General features: G+C 68.4%; 13 protein-coding genes. 7 read left to right on the forward strand and 6 right to left on the reverse strand.

All coding sequences use genetic code 11. From position 1 onward, the window contains the following. Positions 1 to 21: 21 nt before the first annotated feature. The gene (gene fadD2, locus MKAN_RS16095; protein ID WP_023369838.1) at positions 22 to 1692 is read left to right on the forward strand and encodes a long-chain-fatty-acid--CoA ligase FadD2; all 1671 of its coding nucleotides are present in this window, start codon (positions 22 to 24) and stop codon (positions 1690 to 1692) included. Between the two features lie 74 nt (positions 1693 to 1766). Here fadD2 and MKAN_RS16100 read toward each other — a convergent pair whose 3' ends face one another. The 4 genes from MKAN_RS16100 to MKAN_RS16115 are packed head-to-tail and all read right to left on the reverse strand — an operon-like array spanning position 1767 to position 6647. Further along, complete coding sequence (locus MKAN_RS16100; RefSeq protein WP_023369840.1) at positions 1767 to 3941, reverse strand: acyl-CoA dehydrogenase family protein; 2175 nt, start codon at positions 3939 to 3941, stop codon at positions 1767 to 1769. Positions 3942 to 3974: 33 nt separating this feature from the next. Further along, the gene (locus MKAN_RS16105) at positions 3975 to 4931 is read right to left on the reverse strand and encodes a 2-hydroxyacid dehydrogenase (RefSeq protein ID WP_023369842.1); all 957 of its coding nucleotides are present in this window, start codon (positions 4929 to 4931) and stop codon (positions 3975 to 3977) included. Continuing rightward, positions 4922 to 6037, reverse strand: a complete 1116-nt coding sequence (locus MKAN_RS16110) for an alpha/beta hydrolase (protein WP_036396086.1) — start codon at positions 6035 to 6037, stop codon at positions 4922 to 4924. Before MKAN_RS16110 ends, MKAN_RS16105 begins: the two co-directional genes overlap by 10 nt. 1 nt (position 6038) lies before the next feature. Further along, positions 6039 to 6647 carry a TetR/AcrR family transcriptional regulator gene (locus MKAN_RS16115; protein WP_103797876.1) on the reverse strand — a complete coding sequence of 203 codons (609 nt, stop codon included), beginning with the start codon at positions 6645 to 6647 and terminating at the stop codon, positions 6039 to 6041. 92 nt (positions 6648 to 6739) lie between these two features. On the opposite strand from MKAN_RS16115, the gene MKAN_RS16120 reads away from it, so the two are divergent. After that, positions 6740 to 7324 carry a VOC family protein gene (locus MKAN_RS16120; RefSeq protein WP_023369848.1) on the forward strand — a complete coding sequence of 195 codons (585 nt, stop codon included), beginning with the start codon at positions 6740 to 6742 and terminating at the stop codon, positions 7322 to 7324. Continuing rightward, positions 7321 to 7869, forward strand: coding sequence for a hypothetical protein (locus tag MKAN_RS16125; protein WP_023369850.1), 549 nt, complete (start codon positions 7321 to 7323; stop codon positions 7867 to 7869). Before MKAN_RS16120 ends, MKAN_RS16125 begins: the two co-directional genes overlap by 4 nt. Here MKAN_RS16125 and MKAN_RS16130 read toward each other — a convergent pair. Further along, positions 7802 to 8521: a TetR/AcrR family transcriptional regulator gene (locus tag MKAN_RS16130; RefSeq protein WP_023369852.1), complete on the reverse strand. Its 720-nt coding sequence runs from the start codon at positions 8519 to 8521 to the stop codon at positions 7802 to 7804. The two genes, MKAN_RS16125 and MKAN_RS16130, sit on opposite strands and share 68 nt — an antisense overlap. An 81-nt stretch (positions 8522 to 8602) precedes the next feature. Between MKAN_RS16130 and MKAN_RS16135 the strand changes: the two genes are divergently transcribed. Beyond that, the gene (locus tag MKAN_RS16135; RefSeq protein ID WP_023369854.1) at positions 8603 to 9514 is read left to right on the forward strand and encodes an oxygenase MpaB family protein; all 912 of its coding nucleotides are present in this window, start codon (positions 8603 to 8605) and stop codon (positions 9512 to 9514) included. Between the two features lie 116 nt (positions 9515 to 9630). On the opposite strand, the gene MKAN_RS33050 is transcribed toward MKAN_RS16135, so the two are convergent. After that, complete coding sequence (locus MKAN_RS33050; RefSeq protein WP_023369856.1) at positions 9631 to 12393, reverse strand: PE family protein; 2763 nt, start codon at positions 12391 to 12393, stop codon at positions 9631 to 9633. 288 nt (positions 12394 to 12681) lie between these two features. On the opposite strand from MKAN_RS33050, the gene MKAN_RS16145 reads away from it, so the two are divergent. From MKAN_RS16145 to MKAN_RS16155, 3 genes are all read left to right on the forward strand, one after another. Then, the gene (locus tag MKAN_RS16145) at positions 12682 to 14253 is read left to right on the forward strand and encodes a PPE family protein (RefSeq protein ID WP_023369858.1); all 1572 of its coding nucleotides are present in this window, start codon (positions 12682 to 12684) and stop codon (positions 14251 to 14253) included. Positions 14254 to 14263: 10 nt separating this feature from the next. Continuing rightward, positions 14264 to 15169, forward strand: a complete 906-nt coding sequence (locus tag MKAN_RS16150; RefSeq protein ID WP_023369860.1) for a class I SAM-dependent methyltransferase — start codon at positions 14264 to 14266, stop codon at positions 15167 to 15169. Between the two features lie 138 nt (positions 15170 to 15307). Then, positions 15308 to 16780 (forward strand): PPE domain-containing protein, encoded by a 1473-nt coding sequence (locus MKAN_RS16155; RefSeq protein WP_023369862.1) that lies wholly within the window; start codon positions 15308 to 15310, stop codon positions 16778 to 16780. The last annotated feature ends 402 nt before the right edge of the window (positions 16781 to 17182 follow it).

Below are 17182 nucleotides of genomic sequence, written 5' to 3' on the forward strand. Positions count from 1 at the left end.
CCCGTCACATATTGTGAGGTTATGCCTAACCTCAGTGACTTGCCCGGGCTCGGAAAGATCCAGCAATACGTCGACCGCGGTACCTCCGAACTGCACTACGTGCGCAAGATCGTCGAATCGGGCGCGTTCCGGCTGGAGTCGCCGCTGAACTATGCCGCGATGGCAAACGAAATCGTGAAGTGGGGCGAGTTCGGCATGCTGCCGTCGTTGAATGCCCGACGCCATCCGGACCGGGCGGCCTGTATCGACGAAGACGGCGAGTTCACCTACAAGGAGCTCGACGACGCCGCCCACGCTCTGGCCAACGCCCTGCTCGCCAAGGGGGTTCGGGCCGGCGACGGGGTGGCTCTTTTGGCGCGCAACCACCGCTGGTTCCTCATCGCCAACTACGGCGCCGCCCGGGTGGGCGCCCGCATCATCCTGCTGAACAGCGAGTTCTCGGGCCCGCAGATCAAGGAGGTGTCGGAACGCGAAGGCGCCAAGCTGATCATCTACGACGACGAGTACACCAAGGCCGTCAGCAAGGCCGAGCCGCCGTTGGGCAAGCTCCGCGCCCTGGGCACCAACCCCGATAAAGATGAGCCGTCCGGCAGCACCGACGAGACCCTCGCCGACCTGATCGCGCGCAGCAGCACCGCGCCCGCTCCCAAGGCCGGCAAGCACGCGTCGATCATCATCCTGACCAGCGGCACCACCGGAACCCCGAAGGGTGCCAATCGCAGTACCCCGCCGACGCTGGCGCCCGTCGGCGGCATCCTGTCGCATGTTCCCTTCAAGGCCAACGAGGTGACGTCGCTGCCGGCGCCGATGTTCCACGCGCTGGGTTACCTGCACGCCACCATCGCGATGTTCCTGGGGTCGACGCTGGTGCTGCGACGGAAGTTCAAGCCGCCGCTGGTGCTGCAAGACATCGAGAAGCACAAGGTGACCGCCATGGTGGTGGTGCCGGTGATGCTGTCGCGCATTCTCGACGCGATCGAGAAGATGCACAAAAAGCCCGATCTGTCCAGCCTGAAGATCGTGTTCGTTTCCGGTTCGCAGTTGGGCGCCGAGTTGGCCTCGCGCGCGCTCAAGGACCTCGGGCCGGTCATCTACAACATGTACGGCTCGACCGAGATCGCCTTCGCCACCATCGCCGGACCCAAGGACCTGGAGCGCAACCCGGCGACGGTGGGGCCGGTCGTCAAGGGCGTGAAGGTCAAGATCCTCGACGAGAACGGCAAGGAGCTGCCACAGGGCGAGGTCGGCCGGATCTTCGTCGGCAATGCCTTCCCGTTCGAGGGCTACACCGGCGGCGGGCACAAGCAGATCATCGACGGGCTGATGTCGTCGGGTGACGTCGGTTATTTCGACGAGCACAACCTGCTCTACGTCAGCGGCCGCGACGACGAGATGATCGTCTCCGGCGGCGAGAACGTGTTCCCCGCCGAGGTGGAGGACCTGATCAGCGGACATCCCGACGTGGTGGAGGCCACCGCGATCGGTGTCGAGGACAAGGAGTGGGGCGCCCGGCTGCGCGCCTTCGTGGTGAAGAAGCCCGATGCCGAGGTCGACGAGGACACCATCAAGCACTATGTGCGCGACCACCTTGCGCGGTACAAGGTGCCGCGGGAGGTGATCTTCATCGACGAGCTGCCGCGCAATCCCACCGGCAAGATTCTCAAGCGTGAACTGCGCGAGATGGAGATCTAGCGGCGCGACCAGACGCAGAATCGCATGGCGCGCCGGGCGCGCCTGCGATTCTGCGTCTGCTCGCCGCGGGGAACTTAGGGGTCGCGGGGCAGGCCGAGCAGCCGCTCGGCGATGATATTCAGCTGCACTTCCGACGTGCCGCCATAGATCGTCGTGGCCCGGCTGGCCAGCAGGTATTCGCCCCACTTGCCCGGCAATTGGTCCGGGTCGCCGATCGCGGCGTCCGTGCCGAACGTCGACACCGCGAATTCGGCGTAGCCCTGCCCGGTGCGCATCGACAACAGCTTGGAAATCGCAGCCGACGGCATGGGATCACCGCCGGCGATGGTCAACAGCGTCGACCGTAGGTTGAGCACCTTGACCGCATGACCCTCGGCGATCAGCTGGCCGGCGCGGTGGTGGGCGACCTGGTCGAAATGGCCGTCGCGGACGAACTCCACGAATTGCGGCAGAGTAGCCAGGAAGTTGGCGTCGCTGCTGCCGATCGACACGCGTTCGGCCGTCAACGTGTTGCGGCTGACCTCCCAGCCCCGGTTCACGTCACCGAGCACCAGCTCGTCGGGGACGAACACGTCGTCGAGGTAGACGGTGTTGAACATCGCGTGGCCCGTCAGTTCACGCAGCGGCTTTACCTGCACGCCTTGGCTTTTCATGTCCAGCAGGAAATAGGTGATGCCGTTGTGCTTCGGCGCGTTCGGGTCGGTCCTGGCTAGCAGTGCGCCGTAGTGCGCGTATTGGGCGGCGGTCGTCCAGATCTTCTGGCCGGTGATGCGCCAGCCGCCGTCGACCCGGGTCGCTTTCGTGGTCAGCCCCGCCAGGTCCGAGCCGGCGCCGGGCTCGGAAAACAGCTGGCACCAGATCATGTCGCCGCGGAAGGTCGGCGGCAGGAAGCGCTGCTTCTGCTCTTCGGTGCCGAACGCGACGATCGACGGGACGACCCAGTTGGCGATGCCGAGCTGCGGCCGCTTGACCCGGCCGCTGGTGAACTCCTGGGCGATGATGATCTGCTCGACCGGGCTGGACGCTCGCCCCCACGGCTTGGGCAGATGCGGCAGCGCCCAGCCGGCCTCGGCGAGCGCGACCCTGCGTTGCTCGCGCGGCATCGCCTTCAGGGCGGCTACCTCGGCCCGAATCTCGGCCCGCAGCTTCTCGGTGTCGGGGTCCAAGTCGATGTCCACCGGCCGCATCCCCGTGGTGGTCGCGGTGTCCACCACCCGCTGTGGGTAGGTGGTGTGGCGGCCGAAGCAGGCGGCCAGCATCAGCGCGCGGCGGTAGTAAATGTTCGTGTCGTGCTCCCAGGTGTATCCGATGCCGCCGTGAACCTGGATGCAGTCCTGCGTGCAGCGCTGGGCGGCGGTCGGCGCCAGGGTTGCCGCCACCGCCGCGGCGAACTCGACGTCCGGGCTGCCCTCGTCTAGGGCGCGGGCGGCGTCCCACACTGCGGCGGTGGCGCGTTCGGTGTCGGCGATCATCTCGGCGCACTTGTGTTTGATCGCCTGGAACTGGCCGATCGGCCTGCCGAACTGTTCGCGGATCTTGGCGTAGCTTGATGCGGTGTCGGTGGCCCAGCGGGCCACACCCACGGCTTCGGCCGACAGCAGCGTGGACATCAGCGCGTGGGCGGTGGTCATGCTCAGATTGCTCAGCACGACGTCGTCTGTGACCTCGACGGCGTTGGCCCGCACGTGTGCGATGGGCCGCAGCGGGTCCAGACTGCGGACCGGCTCGATTTCGAGCTGCTCGGCCCGCAGCACCACCCACTCCTCGCCGCTGTCGATGGCCACCGGCAGCACCAGGATGGCCGCCTGAGCCGCCGCGGGAACCGCGCGGACCTCGCCGCGGATCACCAGGATGTCACCCTGACGGGTGGCGGTCAGCCCGGAATCCAGCGCGTACGCGGCAATGGCCGCCCCGGTGGCCAGTTCGGAAAGCACCTTGGCCTCGGGGTCGTGCACCGCAATCAGCGCGCTGGCAAGGGCCGACGGGACGAACGGTCCGGGCACCGCCCCGTAGCCGAACTCGGCCAGCACCACGGCCAGCTCGAGGATGCCGAATCCCTGTCCGCCCACGGATTCGGCCAGGTGCACCCCTTGCAATCCTTGTTCGGCGGCTGCCTGCCAGTACGGCGGCGGGTTCGCAACCGGGGTTTCTAGAGCAGCATGCAGCATCTCAGATGGCGCCACCCGCGCCACCAGGGATCGCACCGAATCGGCGAGGTCTTGATGTTCACGGGTGATTGCGATCGGCATTGTTCGCCTTCCCTTGCGTGAGTTCCTTCCAAGCTAACAACCGGTGGGTTGGTTGACCAGGTTGGCCAACGGCTGCCCGTCGCGCAACCGCCGGCAATTCCGGACGGCCTCGGTCAGATAGCGCCGCATCGTGTCGGCGGTGTACCAGGTGACATGCGGTGTCAGCACGACGTTGTCCAGCGTTAGCAGCGGGTTGTCGGGCGCAACCGGCTCGACGGCGAAAACGTCTAGCCCCGCTGCGGCCAGCCGCCCACCGCGCAACGCGGCCACCAGGGCATCCTCGTCGACCACCGCTCCCCGAGACGTGTCCACCAGCACCGAATCCGGCCTCATCCGGGCCAGCGCCCCGGCATCGATCAGCTGCTCGGTGTCGGTGGTCAACGGTACGTGCAGGGAGACGATATCGCTGCCGGCCAACAGTTGCGGCAGCGGACGCCAGCCGGGTCGCCCGTCGTCGCGGGTGCTCGTGTGCAGCACGGTGGCCCCCATCGCGGCGACAATGGTCGCGACCCGTTTGGCGACGTTCCCGTAGCCGATCAACCCGACCGTGCAACTGCCGATATCGCGAACTGTCTCGCCCAGTTGCGGGTCTGCTGGCCAGCCCCGGTCCTCGCGCACCGCGGCATCGAGTGTCGGTAGCCGGCGCAGCGCGGCCAGCATCAGCAGCACCGTGCCCTCGGCGACCGAGGGAGCGTTGGCGCCCGGCATATTGGCCACCGCGATACCGCGCCGCGTCGCTGCCGCCACGTCGATGGTGTTCACCCCGGCGCCGAATTTGTGCACCAGCCGCAGCCGGGGGCCTTGTGCCAAGTCTTCACCCGTCAATGGGCGAAGCACATGCCATATCACTTCTGCTTCGTGCAGTTCGCGGTAGAAGCCGGTGTCGTCATTGTCGGCGCACCATCGGATGTCGAGCCAATCACGTTCGGCCGCAACGAGATCAAGGACCTTATCGCCGGGAGCGAAGTGGGCGAGAACTCTCAGCGCCACCGGTCGGCGATCCAGTTGGCGATGGTGTCGGCCTGCTCGTCGCGCGCACCCGGTGTGGTGAAGTAGTGGTCGGTGTCGATCGAGGTCCGGGTCTTGTCGGTGCCGGCGAGCGCGTCGTAGATGCGTTGGGCGTCTGAGGGAAAAACTCCGGTGTCGGCGTCGGCGTTGATCACCAGCGCCGGGCAGGTGATGCGGGCCAAGTGCGGCTCGGCCCGGGTCTGGGCCTCCCGCAGACTCCACATGCCCAGCCAGTTGCGCAGTGTGCAGGCCGCGGCGATGCCGTGCGCGGAGCGGTTGGCTTTCAGGGGCGTGCCCGCGTAGCACGAGTTTGGCTGACGTTTGGTCGGTTCGATGGTGGCGTCGACCATACGGGGGTCGGCCCAGGTTCGCATCACGGCAAACGGCCGATCCGAAAAACCTGCGGCGCGTATCCGTTTCAGCTCGGCTTGCGCCCATTCGGTAATGCGCTCGTTGCGCGCTACCTGAGCGGCGCGATATCGGACGAGAAACTCGGGGGAGTAGGGCGGTCCGTGGTCCCTGTTGAACAGGTCCAGATGGGGATCGGTTGCCACCGGGTCATTTTCGTCGACGACGGCGGCGTCCATCCAGGCGGTGAGCACATCAGGGCGGCCGGGGTGGGCGGCGGTGGCGACGTAGCCGTCGGCAGTGGGCAACTCGGTCACCCCGGCCGCCGGGCGCATACCGTCCAGCGGTGTGACGTTCGGGTCGACGGCCTGTGACTGATAGGCGGCCATCAGCGAACCTCCCCCCGAATTACCCAGTAATATCACCGTTTCCACGTCCTTGACCTCGCGCAGCCAGCGCACCCCGACGCCGATGTCGACCAGTGCGTGGTCGAGCAGAAAATTGCTTTCGAAACCGCGAAACCTGGTGTTCCAGCCCAGAAATGCGACGCCTCGGGTGGCCATGTACTCGGCGAGGTAGTGCTCGGAGAAGTCGATCTGGTAGTGGGTGGCGATCATCGCCACCGTAGGTTTGGTTCCGGCGACGTGGTGGTAGAGGCCCTGGCACGGGTGTCCGCCAGCACCGGCGCGTCCGGCGGTCGGCGACGGCAGTCCGACGAATTCGCGTGCTGAATTTGGCAATTCAGTGAACCTCCTCGCCATAAATGGCCCGGTAGTAGATGTTGGCCAGGGTACGAATGCAGGCCTGGTCGTCGGGTTCTCTGGCACGGGCACCGCTGAGCTGGAGGTAGCAGAACTGGTTGAACATGGCCACGATCGCCTCGGCGACAAGCTGGGGGTCGTCGTCGGGGCAAAACCCTTGCGACTGGGCGCGCTGGACCGTTTCGGTGATGAAAGAGAGTGGTATCGCGCATATCTCGGACCAGTATTGCGCGAAGTCGTCGTTGACCATCGCCAGCTGTGACACGCTGATCATCTCCGCGAGGCGGTTGCGGTAGGTCTGCCAGTGCGCGGCCGCAGCCTCGTATGCGCGCTCACGGTTGGACAGGCCATGCCGGGTCACGGACTGGGCCCGCTCGTTGGCTTCGTCGCGGAAGCCCAGTGCCCACTGACGCACCATGGCTTCCTTGGAGTCGTAGTAGTTGTAGAAGGATGCTGTCGATCGGCCGGCCTCGGCGGCAATGTCGGCGACGGTCGTGGCCAGGATTCCCTTGCGCGCGATAACCGTTCGAGCGGCCGTGTCGATCGCCGCGTGGGTCCGCCGGCCGCGGTGCGTCGGAAACACGGACACCGGGCGCACCTCCTCTGGAGCGAAACTGAACCTGATGTTAGATTCATATTTACGTCTTAGCCAGGGGTCGGGGGACCGATCGGAGCCGCACGATGATCAAGCCGCACAACACCAACACCGAGTTCGAACTCGGCGGAATCAACCACGTCGCGCTGGTGTGTTCGGACATGGCGCGCACCGTGGACTTCTACAGCAACATCCTGGGCATGCCGTTGATCAAATCGCTCGACCTGCCCGGCGGCCAGGGACAGCACTTCTTCTTCGACGCCGGCAACGGCGACTGCGTCGCGTTCTTCTGGTTCGCCGACGCGCCTGATCGGGTACCGGGCATCTCCTCGCCCGGCGCCATCCCGGGGATCGGGGACATCACCAGCGCGGTGAGCACCATGAACCATCTCGCGTTCCACGTTCCGGCCGAAAAGTTCGACGCGTACCGGCAGCGGCTGAAGGACAAGGGGGTGCGTGTCGGCCCGGTGCTCAATCATGACCACAGCGAGATGCAGGTCTCGGCGACCGTGCATCCGGGGGTGTACGTGCGCTCATTCTATTTCCAGGATCCCGATGGCATCACCCTTGAATTTGCATGCTGGGTAAAGGAATTCACCGAGAGCGACACCCCTGCCGTCCCCCGGACGGCAGCCGACCGGCGCCCCGCGGCGGTGGCTAGCAAGCCGTGACAGACGGCATTTTGACCGACGATCAGATCGCCGCATTGAGTCCAGAGCAACGGCGAGAGCTCATTTCCCGGCTGGAGCGGCCACTGGGTGAGTTGGTGGACGAGACCACCCTCGCGCGGACTAGGCGCATCCGGTTGCGGCTGGTCATCGGCTGCGCTCTGGTACTGATCCCGTGGACGGTATTTCTGGGGCTGACCTTGCCGGCCAACTACGTCGCGAACAATTGGCCGGCCACCTGGGTGGGTTTCGACGTCCTGCTGGTCGGGTTCATGACGGCCACGGCGGTGCTGGGCTACCTGCGCCGCCAGCTGTTGCTGCTCACCGCGTTCACCACAGGGGTACTGCTGATCTGTGACGCCTGGTTCGATCTGATGACGGCCGGGCCGGACGAGCGGTGGTGGTCGGTACTCACCGCGATCTTCCTCGAGCTGCCGGTGGCCATCGTGATGATCACCAGCGCGCAGCGCATCATGCGCCTTACCCTCGCGCGGCTCTGGCTGATCCGACCCGGGACGCGGCTGTGGCACCTGCCGCTGTTTCCGTGAGGTGGTAGAGCTTCGGGTCGGCGAGTTCGTCGAGCAACGACGCGAGCTGGTCGACGAGCTGGTCCGGGTCGAGTTGCAGGTCCCCGGCCAGCCAGGCGCTGATGGTCTGGCCGACACCGCCGACGACGAAGTGCGCGCCCGCCTTGATGTGCTCGTTTGCCGTGATGCGCAGCGCGTTGCCGGCATGCTGGCCGGACAACATGGCGAACAGCGCGCTGGATTCGGCGCGCTTACGCATCACCACGGGATTGGCCAGTTGGGTGCTGAACAGCAGGCGTCCGATGCGGGCGTCGCCGGCGATGGCCTGCACCACATTGGCCATCCCGGCGCGAGCCTGCTCGTGTGACGGTACCGCCGCCACCGCGGCCTGGGTGGTGGTGGCCAGCTCGGCGACCACCCAGTCGAACACGCCGCTGACGAATTCGTCCTTGTCGGCGAAACTTTCGTAGAAATACCGGGCGGACAGGCCGGCCCGGCGGCAGACGCCGCGGACCGTGAGTTCAGCGATGTCGCCGTCGTCGCAACCGAGCAGGTCCAGGCCGGCGTCCAGGAGTTGCCGACGCCGCGCCGCCAGTCGCTGGGCCGCCTCGACGCCGCGGTACGGACGTGCGGAGGGTTCGACTGAACCGGAGTCTTCGGTCACGAACGCCATCTTGACACCAGGGCGAGGATTCGGACAAGATCAGGAAACGGCTGTTAGCACAATTTGCGGGCCGGCTCGGCAGGAGGACGTATGGTGGCAACTTCCGCTGCGGTTCGCCAGCCCATTCCCCATGTCGAACGTCCGGTGGCCGACCCACCCCGGCCCGGGCGGGCCAGGCGCGGGCGGTCGTCCGCCACCGAGGACAACTTGATGGGTATCGCGCTGCTGGCCGGTCCGGCCAACGTCATCATGCAGCTGGCGCGACCCGGCGTCGGCTGCGGCGTGGTGGAGAGCCGGGTCGAGAGCGGCCGTTTGGACCTGCACCCGATCAAGCGGACGCGCACCACCTTTACCTATATCGCGGTGGCCATGGCTGGCAGCGACGAGCAGAAGGCCGCTTACCGCCGCGCGGTGAACCGGGCGCACGCTCAGGTGTACTCGACATCCGAAAGTCCGGTGCAGTACAACGCATTTGACCCCGAGTTGCAGCTGTGGGTGGCGGCATGTATGTGCAAGGGCGCGGCTGATGTGCACCGCATCTTCGTCGGCGAATTGGACGATGTTGAGGCCGAGCGACATTACCGCGAGACGATGGCGCTGGCCACCACGCTGCAGGTACCCGCGGAGATGTGGCCGCCGGATCGAGCTGCTTTTGACCGGTACTGGCAAGATTCGCTGGAAAAGGTGCGTATCGACGGCGCCGTTCGCGACTACCTGTATCCGATTGCCGCAGCCCGGATACCGGGTGTTCCCGTGCCCGGCGTGCTGCGCAAGGTTCCGGAAAGTATCGCGCTGCTGATCACCACTGGCTTTCTGCCGCAACGGTTTCGCGACGAGATGCGGTTACCCTGGGATGCCGGCAGGCAACGGTGTTTCGACCGGCTGATGGCGGTGATAGGGGCGCTGAACGGCATGATGCCGCGGGCCGTCCGGCAATTCCCGTTCAACCTGATGCTCTGGGACTTGGACCGGCGGATCAAGGCCGGGCGCCCGTTGGTGTAGCGGGTGAGAGCCCCGCCTTGAGTGGCCAACTTGCTTGGGCGCTTGCCCACCAATGCCGGCCGGCGCCAGGAGCATTGCCCACGAAACCGCGGTTGCCGTAGACCCGAGCCGTCCGGCTACGCCAACCCGTTCAACCCGTCCGCGCCGACCAGTCCGCCGGTGCCGCCGGTGCCGGCCTTGCCGTTGGTCGCAGCCTTCCCGCCGTTACCGCCGTTGCCGCCGTCGCCGACCAGGATGGCGTTGCCGCCGTTACCGCCGTTGCCGCCGGTGCCGTTGGTCGGTCCGGCGTCCCCGCCGGCGCCGCCATTACCGCCGCTGCCGAACAACCCGGCCGCGCCGCCTACCCCGCCTTTACCGCCGGTGCCGGCGGGGGTAGCACCGCCCCCGGCGGCTCCACCGGCGCCGCCGGCGCCGCCGGAGCCGATGAGGAAGCCGGCTTTGCCGCCGGCGCCACCGGCACCGCCGGTGCCGGCGTTGCCGCCGGCCCCGCCCCACCCGCCGTTACCGCCGGCGCCGCCGGAGCCAAAGAGCAAGCCACCGGACCCGCCGGCCCCACCGGCCCCACCGAGATTGTTGGAGACGCCGCCGCTGCCGCCGGCGCCGCCGGACGGACCTAGGGCGAACATACCGGCGTTGCCGCCGGCCCCGCCGGCTCCGCCGTTGCTGCCGGTGGAGCCGCCGCCGGAGCCGCCGGTGCCACCGGCGCCGAACAGCCCGCCGTCGCCGCCGGCCCCGCCGTTGCCGATGAACATGCCGGCCCCTCCGGTGCCGCCGGCTCCGAAGACCAAGCCGCTCCCACCTTTGCCGCCGCCTCCACCGAACCCGCCGGCTCCCCCGGCCCCGCCGTCGGCGAACAGCCCGCCGGTACCGCCGTCGCCGCCGACGCCGGTCGGGTTACCGGGGGCGGCCCCGGCGCCGCCGGTTCCGGCGGCGCCGAAGAAGAAGCCGGCGTTGCCGCCGCGCCCGCCGGCCCCGCCCGCGCCGCCGTTGCCGAACCCGCCGGTGCCGCCGGTCCCGCCGGAGCCGATCAGCAGGGCGGAACCGCCGGCGCCGCCGGCGCCACCTTTCCCGCCGACGCCGGTGGCTATCCCGCCGCTTCCGCCGGTGCCGCCGCTGCCGAACAGGACCCCACCGGCCCCGCCGGCCCCGCCGGGCCCGCCCGTGCCGCCGGCGGCGGTATTGGTGTTGCCGTGCCCGCCGTTGCCGCCGTTGCCGAACAACCACCCGCCGTCGCCGCCGCGAGTCGAGGTCCCCGGAGCCCCGTTGGCGCCGTTGCCGATCAGCGGACGCCCGGTCAATGCCTGGACGGGCTGGTTAACCACATTGAGCACATCCTGTTGCAGGGTGTGCAGCGGGTTGGGGCTGGGCGGAGCGGGTATTCCGTCTGCACCCAACAGCAGCCCACCGAGGCCGCCGAGGCCGGCCTTGCCCGGGGTCACGCCGGTGCCTCCGCTGCCGCCGTTACCGCCGTTCCCGATCAGCACGCCGTTGCCGCCGGCGCCGCCGTTGCCGCCGGCAGCGGCCGCGCTGGCGCCGCCATCACCGCCGTTACCACCGTTGCCGATCAGCCCGGGCTTGCCGCCGCCCCCGCCGGCCCCACCGGGGCCGGTGTTACCAGCGCCGCCGGTGCCGCCGGCCCCGCCGGAGCCGTTGAGCATGCCAGCGTTGCCGCCGGCCCCGCCGGCGCCGCCCTTGGTCAAGCCCGCCCCGCCGGCGCCACCGGCGCCGCCGGAGCCAAAGAACATGCCGGCGTTGCCGCCGGTCCCGCCGTCCCCACCGCTGGTGACGAAGCCTTGTCCGCCGGAGCCGCCGGCTCCGCCCGCGGCTCCGATGGCGAGCATGCCGGCGTCGCCGCCGCTCCCGCCGGCGCCACCCACGCTGGCCGCCCCGCCGGGGCCACCGGTACCACCGGCACCGAACATCCCGCCGGCGCCGCCCGCTCCGCCTTTCCCGCCGGTGCCGGCGACGACGCTGCCCGTTGCGCCGGCCCCGCCGGTACCACCGTCGGAGAACATCCCGCCGGCCCCGCCGGCCCCGCCGGCCCCGCCGGATGAGCCGGCTCCACCGGCCCCGCCGACCCCGCCGTCGGAGAACAGCCCGCCGGCCCCGCCGGCCCCGCCGGCCCCGCCGGTGGCACCGATGCCGTTGGTCAACCCGCCGGGGCCACCGTTGCCGGCAGCGCCGAAGAGCATGCCGGCGTTGCCGCCGGCCCCGCCGGCCCCGCCGGTCGCGCCGCCGGCATCTGTCGAGCTCCCGCCGGCGCCGCCGGCACCGCCGGCGCCGACCAGCACGGCATTCCCGCCCGCTCCGCCGGCCCCGCCGGCTTTGCCGGCGGCCGAGGTGTTGCCGCCGGCCCCGCCGGCCCCGCCGCTACCGAACAGCCCGGCGGCTCCGCCGGAACCGCCTTTCCCGCCGTCGGCGGTCGTCGAGGACGTTCCGGACCCGCCGGCGCCGCCGTTGCCGATCAGCCAACCGCCGGCCCCGCCGTTGGCTCCGGTCCCCGGGGCCCCGTTGGCGCCATTGCCGATCAGTGGACGCCCGGTAGCGGCGACGAACGGCGCATTGATCGCATCGAGGAGGGGCTGCAGCGGCGTCGCAGCGGCATAGTCGGCGGCCGCATACGACGTCCCGCCCGCGGTCAGGGCCTGCACAAACTGCTGATGGAATGCGGCCGCTTGCCCGCTCAGCACCTGATAGGCCTGGCCGTGTGCGCCGAACAGCGCCGCAATCGCCGCCGAAACCTCGTCCGCGCCCGCGGCCAGTAAGCTCGTCGTGTTGGCCGCGGCGGCGGCATTGGCCGCGCCGACCGTCGACCCGATAGTGGCTAAATCTCCGGCCGCTGCCACCAGCGCCTCCGGCGCCGCGAACACGAACGACATCTGACACCTCCCGATACGCCATGACTGCGTTGTCATGCCGATCTGGAGCCTCCCCCGTCACCAGAGAAAATCGGCCAATACAGCGTATCGCTGCGCGGCCGACACAGTTGTGGGTTTGCCCGAAATCCGGGCTAGGTTTTGCGAGCCGGCGTCCGCGACCGCGCACCGTGACGGTGATGGACCGCGCGGGGCCGAGTCACATCGATTACGGGACTTGCACTGCGCCCTCCCCGGTGGTCGAATAGCGATAATGAAAATCATGTTCATCATCCGCAGCAGCTCGCGGTGATGTGGCCGGTGTGGATGGCGTCGCCGCCGGAGGTGCACTCGGCGTTGCTCAGCAGCGGCCCGGGACCCGGCTCCCTGCTGTCCGCCGCCGCGGCGTGGTCGGCGCTGAGCGCCGAATACGGCACCGCTGCAGACGAGCTCATGGTCGTACTGGGCGCGGTCCAGGGCGGCGCCTGGGAAGGTCCCAGCGCTGAGCGGTATGTGGCCGCCCACGTGCCCTATCTGATGTGGTTGATGCAAGCCGGCACAGTCAGTGCGGCCGCGGCGGCGCGGCATGAAACCGTGGCCGCCGCCTACAGCAGCGCGCTTGGCGCGATGCCGACGCTGGCCGAGTTGGCGGCCAACCATGCCATCCACGGCGTCCTGGTGGCGACGAACTTCTTCGGGATCAACACCATCCCGATCGCGCTCAACGAAGCCGACTACGTGCGGATGTGGATCCAGGCGGCCACCACCATGGCGACCTACGAAGCGGTGTCCGGCGCGGCTGTCGCATCCACACCGCAGACTTCCCCGGCGCCGCAGATTGTGACAGCCGAAGCCGACGACGGCCATGACCATGAACACGGGGGTGACCCCACCCCAATCGACAACTTCGTTGCCGAAGTCCTGCGCATCATCACCGGTGGCCGGGTGATATGGGATCCCGCCGAAGGCACCGTCAACGGAATCCCCTACGACGAGTATACGAATGCGGCCCAACCCATCTGGTGGCTTGTTCGTGCGCTCGAATTCAGCCAGGACTTTCAAACGTTCGCCAAGGAACTGTTCACCAACCCGGCGGCGGCGATGCAATTCCTCGTCGAACTGATGCTGTTCGACTGGCCGACCCACGTCGCGCAGATCATCCAAGCGCTCAGCCAGTCCCCGCAGTTGCTCGCTGTCGCTGTCAGCGGCGCCATCTCCAACCTGGGGGCGGTGACCGGCTTCGCCGGGCTGTCTGGCCTGGCCGGAATCCAGCCGGCCGGGATACCGGTCGCGGCGCCGATAGCCGCCGCGCCCACCATGGTGCCGGTCGCCGCCATGACTCCGACCGTTACCGCGTCGGCCGCAGCGCCTGCGCCGGCGCCGGCGCCGGCCTCCATGACCAGCACAGCGGCCGGCCCCGGCCCGGCACCGCCGCCGGCCCCGGCTGCACCGGGCATCGGCTATCCCTTCCTGGTGGGTGGCGGTCCGGGCATCGGGTTCGGCGACGGGATGAGCAGCAGCGCTGCCGCCAGTGCCAAGAAGAAGGCGCCCGAACCCGATTCCGCCGCCGCGGCCGCCACGGCAGCCGCCCGTGAGCAGGCCCGACGGCGGCGGCGCCGCAGCGCAGCGCTGCGCGGCTACGGCGACGAGTTTATGGACGTTGAGGTCAGCCCGGACTGGGACCTACCGCAGGACGAAGAGCCGGCTGCGCCGACCGCCTCGGATCAAGGTGCGGCGAACCTGGGATTCGCCGGCACAATTCACAAGGACACAGCCGGCGCGGCGGCAGGCTTGGCCACGCTGGCCGGTGATCAGTTCGATGCCGGACCCAGGGAGCCGATGCTCCCCGGTACCTGGGAGCCAGACGGCCCAGCCAGGCATTAATGTCGGTTGAATGCGTAGTGAAGGTGACACCTGGGACATCAACACGAGTGTCGGATCGACCGCGCTTTTCGTCGCCACCGCACGGGCTTTGGAGGCCCAAAAGCCCGACCCGCTGGCCGTCGATCCATATGCGGAACTGTTCTGTCGGGCCGTTGGCGGTTCCTGGGCCGACGTGCTCGACGGCAAGGCTCCCGGCCACGACTTGAAAAGCGAGGAGTTCGGCGAGCACTTCGTCAATTTCCAAGGTGCCCGCACCAGGTACTTTGACGCCTACTTCCAGCGGACCGCCGACGCCGGAGCGCGCCAGGTGGTCATCTTGGCGGCGGGACTGGACTCACGCGCCTACCGGCTGCCCTGGCCGGATGGAACCACGGTCTTCGAGCTGGATCGGCCGCCGGTGCTCGATTTCAAGCGCGAGGTGCTGTCCCGGCACGGCGCCACGCCGCGCGCCGTGCGACGTGAAATCGCGGTCGATCTGCGGGAAGACTGGCCGCAAGCGTTGCAAGAAAACGGCTTTGATCCTGCTAAACCGTCGGCGTGGATCGCCGAGGGGCTGCTGATCTATCTTCCGGCCGCCGCGCAGGAGCAGCTGTTCACCGGCATTGACAACCTCGCCTGCCCAGGCAGCCACGCCGCCGTGGAGGACGGAAGCCCGCTTCCCCCGGAGGAATTCGCCGCAAAAGTGGAAGAAGAACGGGCCGTCGTCGCGGCCGGTGACGCGAATCCGTTTTTCCAGCTGGTCTACAACGAGCAGTGCGCACCGGCCACCGAGTGGTTCGGGGCACATGGCTGGACTGCCCTCGGTACTCCGTTGGTCGAGTACCTTCGTGAGGTCGACCGGCCGGTGCCGGAACCGGGGACCGAGGCCGGGGCGCTGTTTGTGCGCAACACTCTGGTGAGTGCCACCAAGCCGTAGGCGCGTCGGAAGAAGCAATGAGTTCGCCCTGCGCGGGAACTTTTCCGGGCCGGCGTACGACTACTGACGGCCCGCCACGTATTCCGGCAAGGAGGCCTGCATGGCGCTAGCGGCTGCTCTCGACCGACTGGCGTGACTATGACGGCACCGGTGTGGATGGCTTGGCCTCCAGAGGTGCATTCGACCCAGCTCCGCAGCGGCCCCGGGCCCGGCGGCATGTTGGCTGCGGCGTCGGCGTGGAGTTCGCTGAGTGCCGAGTACGCTGCGGCGGCAGATCAGCTCGCCGAGCTTCTGGGGGCGGTTCAGGCCGGCGCCTGGCAGGGACCGACCGCCGCGCGCTATGTGGCCGCCCACGTGCCGTACCTGGCCTGGCTGACGCGGGCCGGCGCGAACAGCGCGGCGAGGGCAGCTCAGCATGAGGCCGCGGCTGCGGCCTACACCGCGGCGCTGGCCGCGATGCCTACGCTGGCGGAGTTGGCGGCTAACCATGCAATCCATGCGGTACTGGTCGCGACCAACTTCTTCGGGGTCAACACCATTCCCATCGCGCTCAACGAGGCCGACTATGTCCGGATGTGGATCCAGGCCGCCGTCACCATGTCGACGTATCAGGCGCTCTCCGGTGCCGCGGTGGCGTCCGCGCCGGCGGCCGAGCCCGCCCCGGAAATCGAGGCGATGCACGCCGATCACGGCGCAGACGAGGGTGACCATGGCGGAATCATCGACAATGACGGCGGCGACCCGACGCAATTGAGTTGGTGGATAAACCGCTTCACCGAAATCACCCAGACCCTGGCACGGGACCTGGAGCAATTTCCGGAGAACCCGTCCGCTTCGATTGCGCTGATTCAGAACGATATTCCGTTACTTGTGGCCGACGAAATCAGCCACGTGGGCGAAGTCATCAGCACATTCCCGCAATTGCAGGTGCTTCCGCTCGCTTTGCCGATCGCCGCCCCCGGTCTCTTGGGGGGGTTTGCCGGGTTGAGTGGGCTGGGTGGTGTGCAGCCGGCCGTAGTGCCCGAGCTTGCGGTTGCGCCGATGCCCGCCACGTCGGAGCCCGGCCTGCATGCCGTCGCGGGCCCCTCTTTCGGGACCGCAGCGGCCGCGCCGGGTGCGGCTCCAACGGCGGCCTCGGCACCACCGGCCGCTCCGACCCCGGCGGCAACGCCGACACCCCCGGCACCGCCCGCTGCAGGAGTCGCCGGTGCGGCTTTCCCATACGTGGTTGGCGGCCCCGGCGTCGGGTTCGACTCGGCGATGAGCGCTTCGGCCCGGCGCACGGCGTCAGAACCGGACCAGGCCGCCGTACCGGCGATGGCCGCCACGGCTGCGCGAGAGGAGAAGCTGGCGCGTCGGCGTCGTCGGACAGCGCTGCAGGACTGTGGTTTTCGCTACGAGTTCCTGGACCCGGAACCCTCATCGGATGCAGCGCCTGCTCCGTCTGCGGCCTCCGGTCAGGGGGCGGGGATTGTGGGATTCGCCGCAACCGCAAGCCGGGAGGGCATCTACGACGCGTCGGGGCTGGCGACGTTCACCGGGGACGGGTTCGGTGGCGGACCGGTTGTGCCATTGGTTCCCGGTAGTTGGGATGCCGATGCGTGCCAATGAAATCCGTTGCAGCAAACAGATATCGGAGATAACCAGATTCGATGCCGGCCTGATGAATCGGAACTCCGAGGGCCGCAACAACTTCGACAACCCGTCGTAGCCGGTTCGCGCCCACCGCTGCGTTATTCCACGCATCACTCCGCATTCTGCGTTCGTTGGTACCTGACCGCCGGCTACAAACACATTGGCGGCCACGTGTTTCGATGTGCTGTCGTGGGATGCAGGAGGATTGCCGGACTGCGGCAACAAAATTCGAGAAGGGCGGCCGGACCCCGCAAGCCAGCGGCTGACAACAGGACATTCCGCCCTCGCTCGGCGGCTCTTGTCGGTGCGAAATGCCTACGCGCACGTAGGTTTTTCCTACCGCTTTTCCTACGCAACCGTAGCCATGGACATCTTTTG

The organism is Mycobacterium kansasii ATCC 12478 (assembly GCF_000157895.3).
In the GTDB taxonomy this organism is placed as follows: domain Bacteria; phylum Actinomycetota; class Actinomycetes; order Mycobacteriales; family Mycobacteriaceae; genus Mycobacterium; species Mycobacterium kansasii.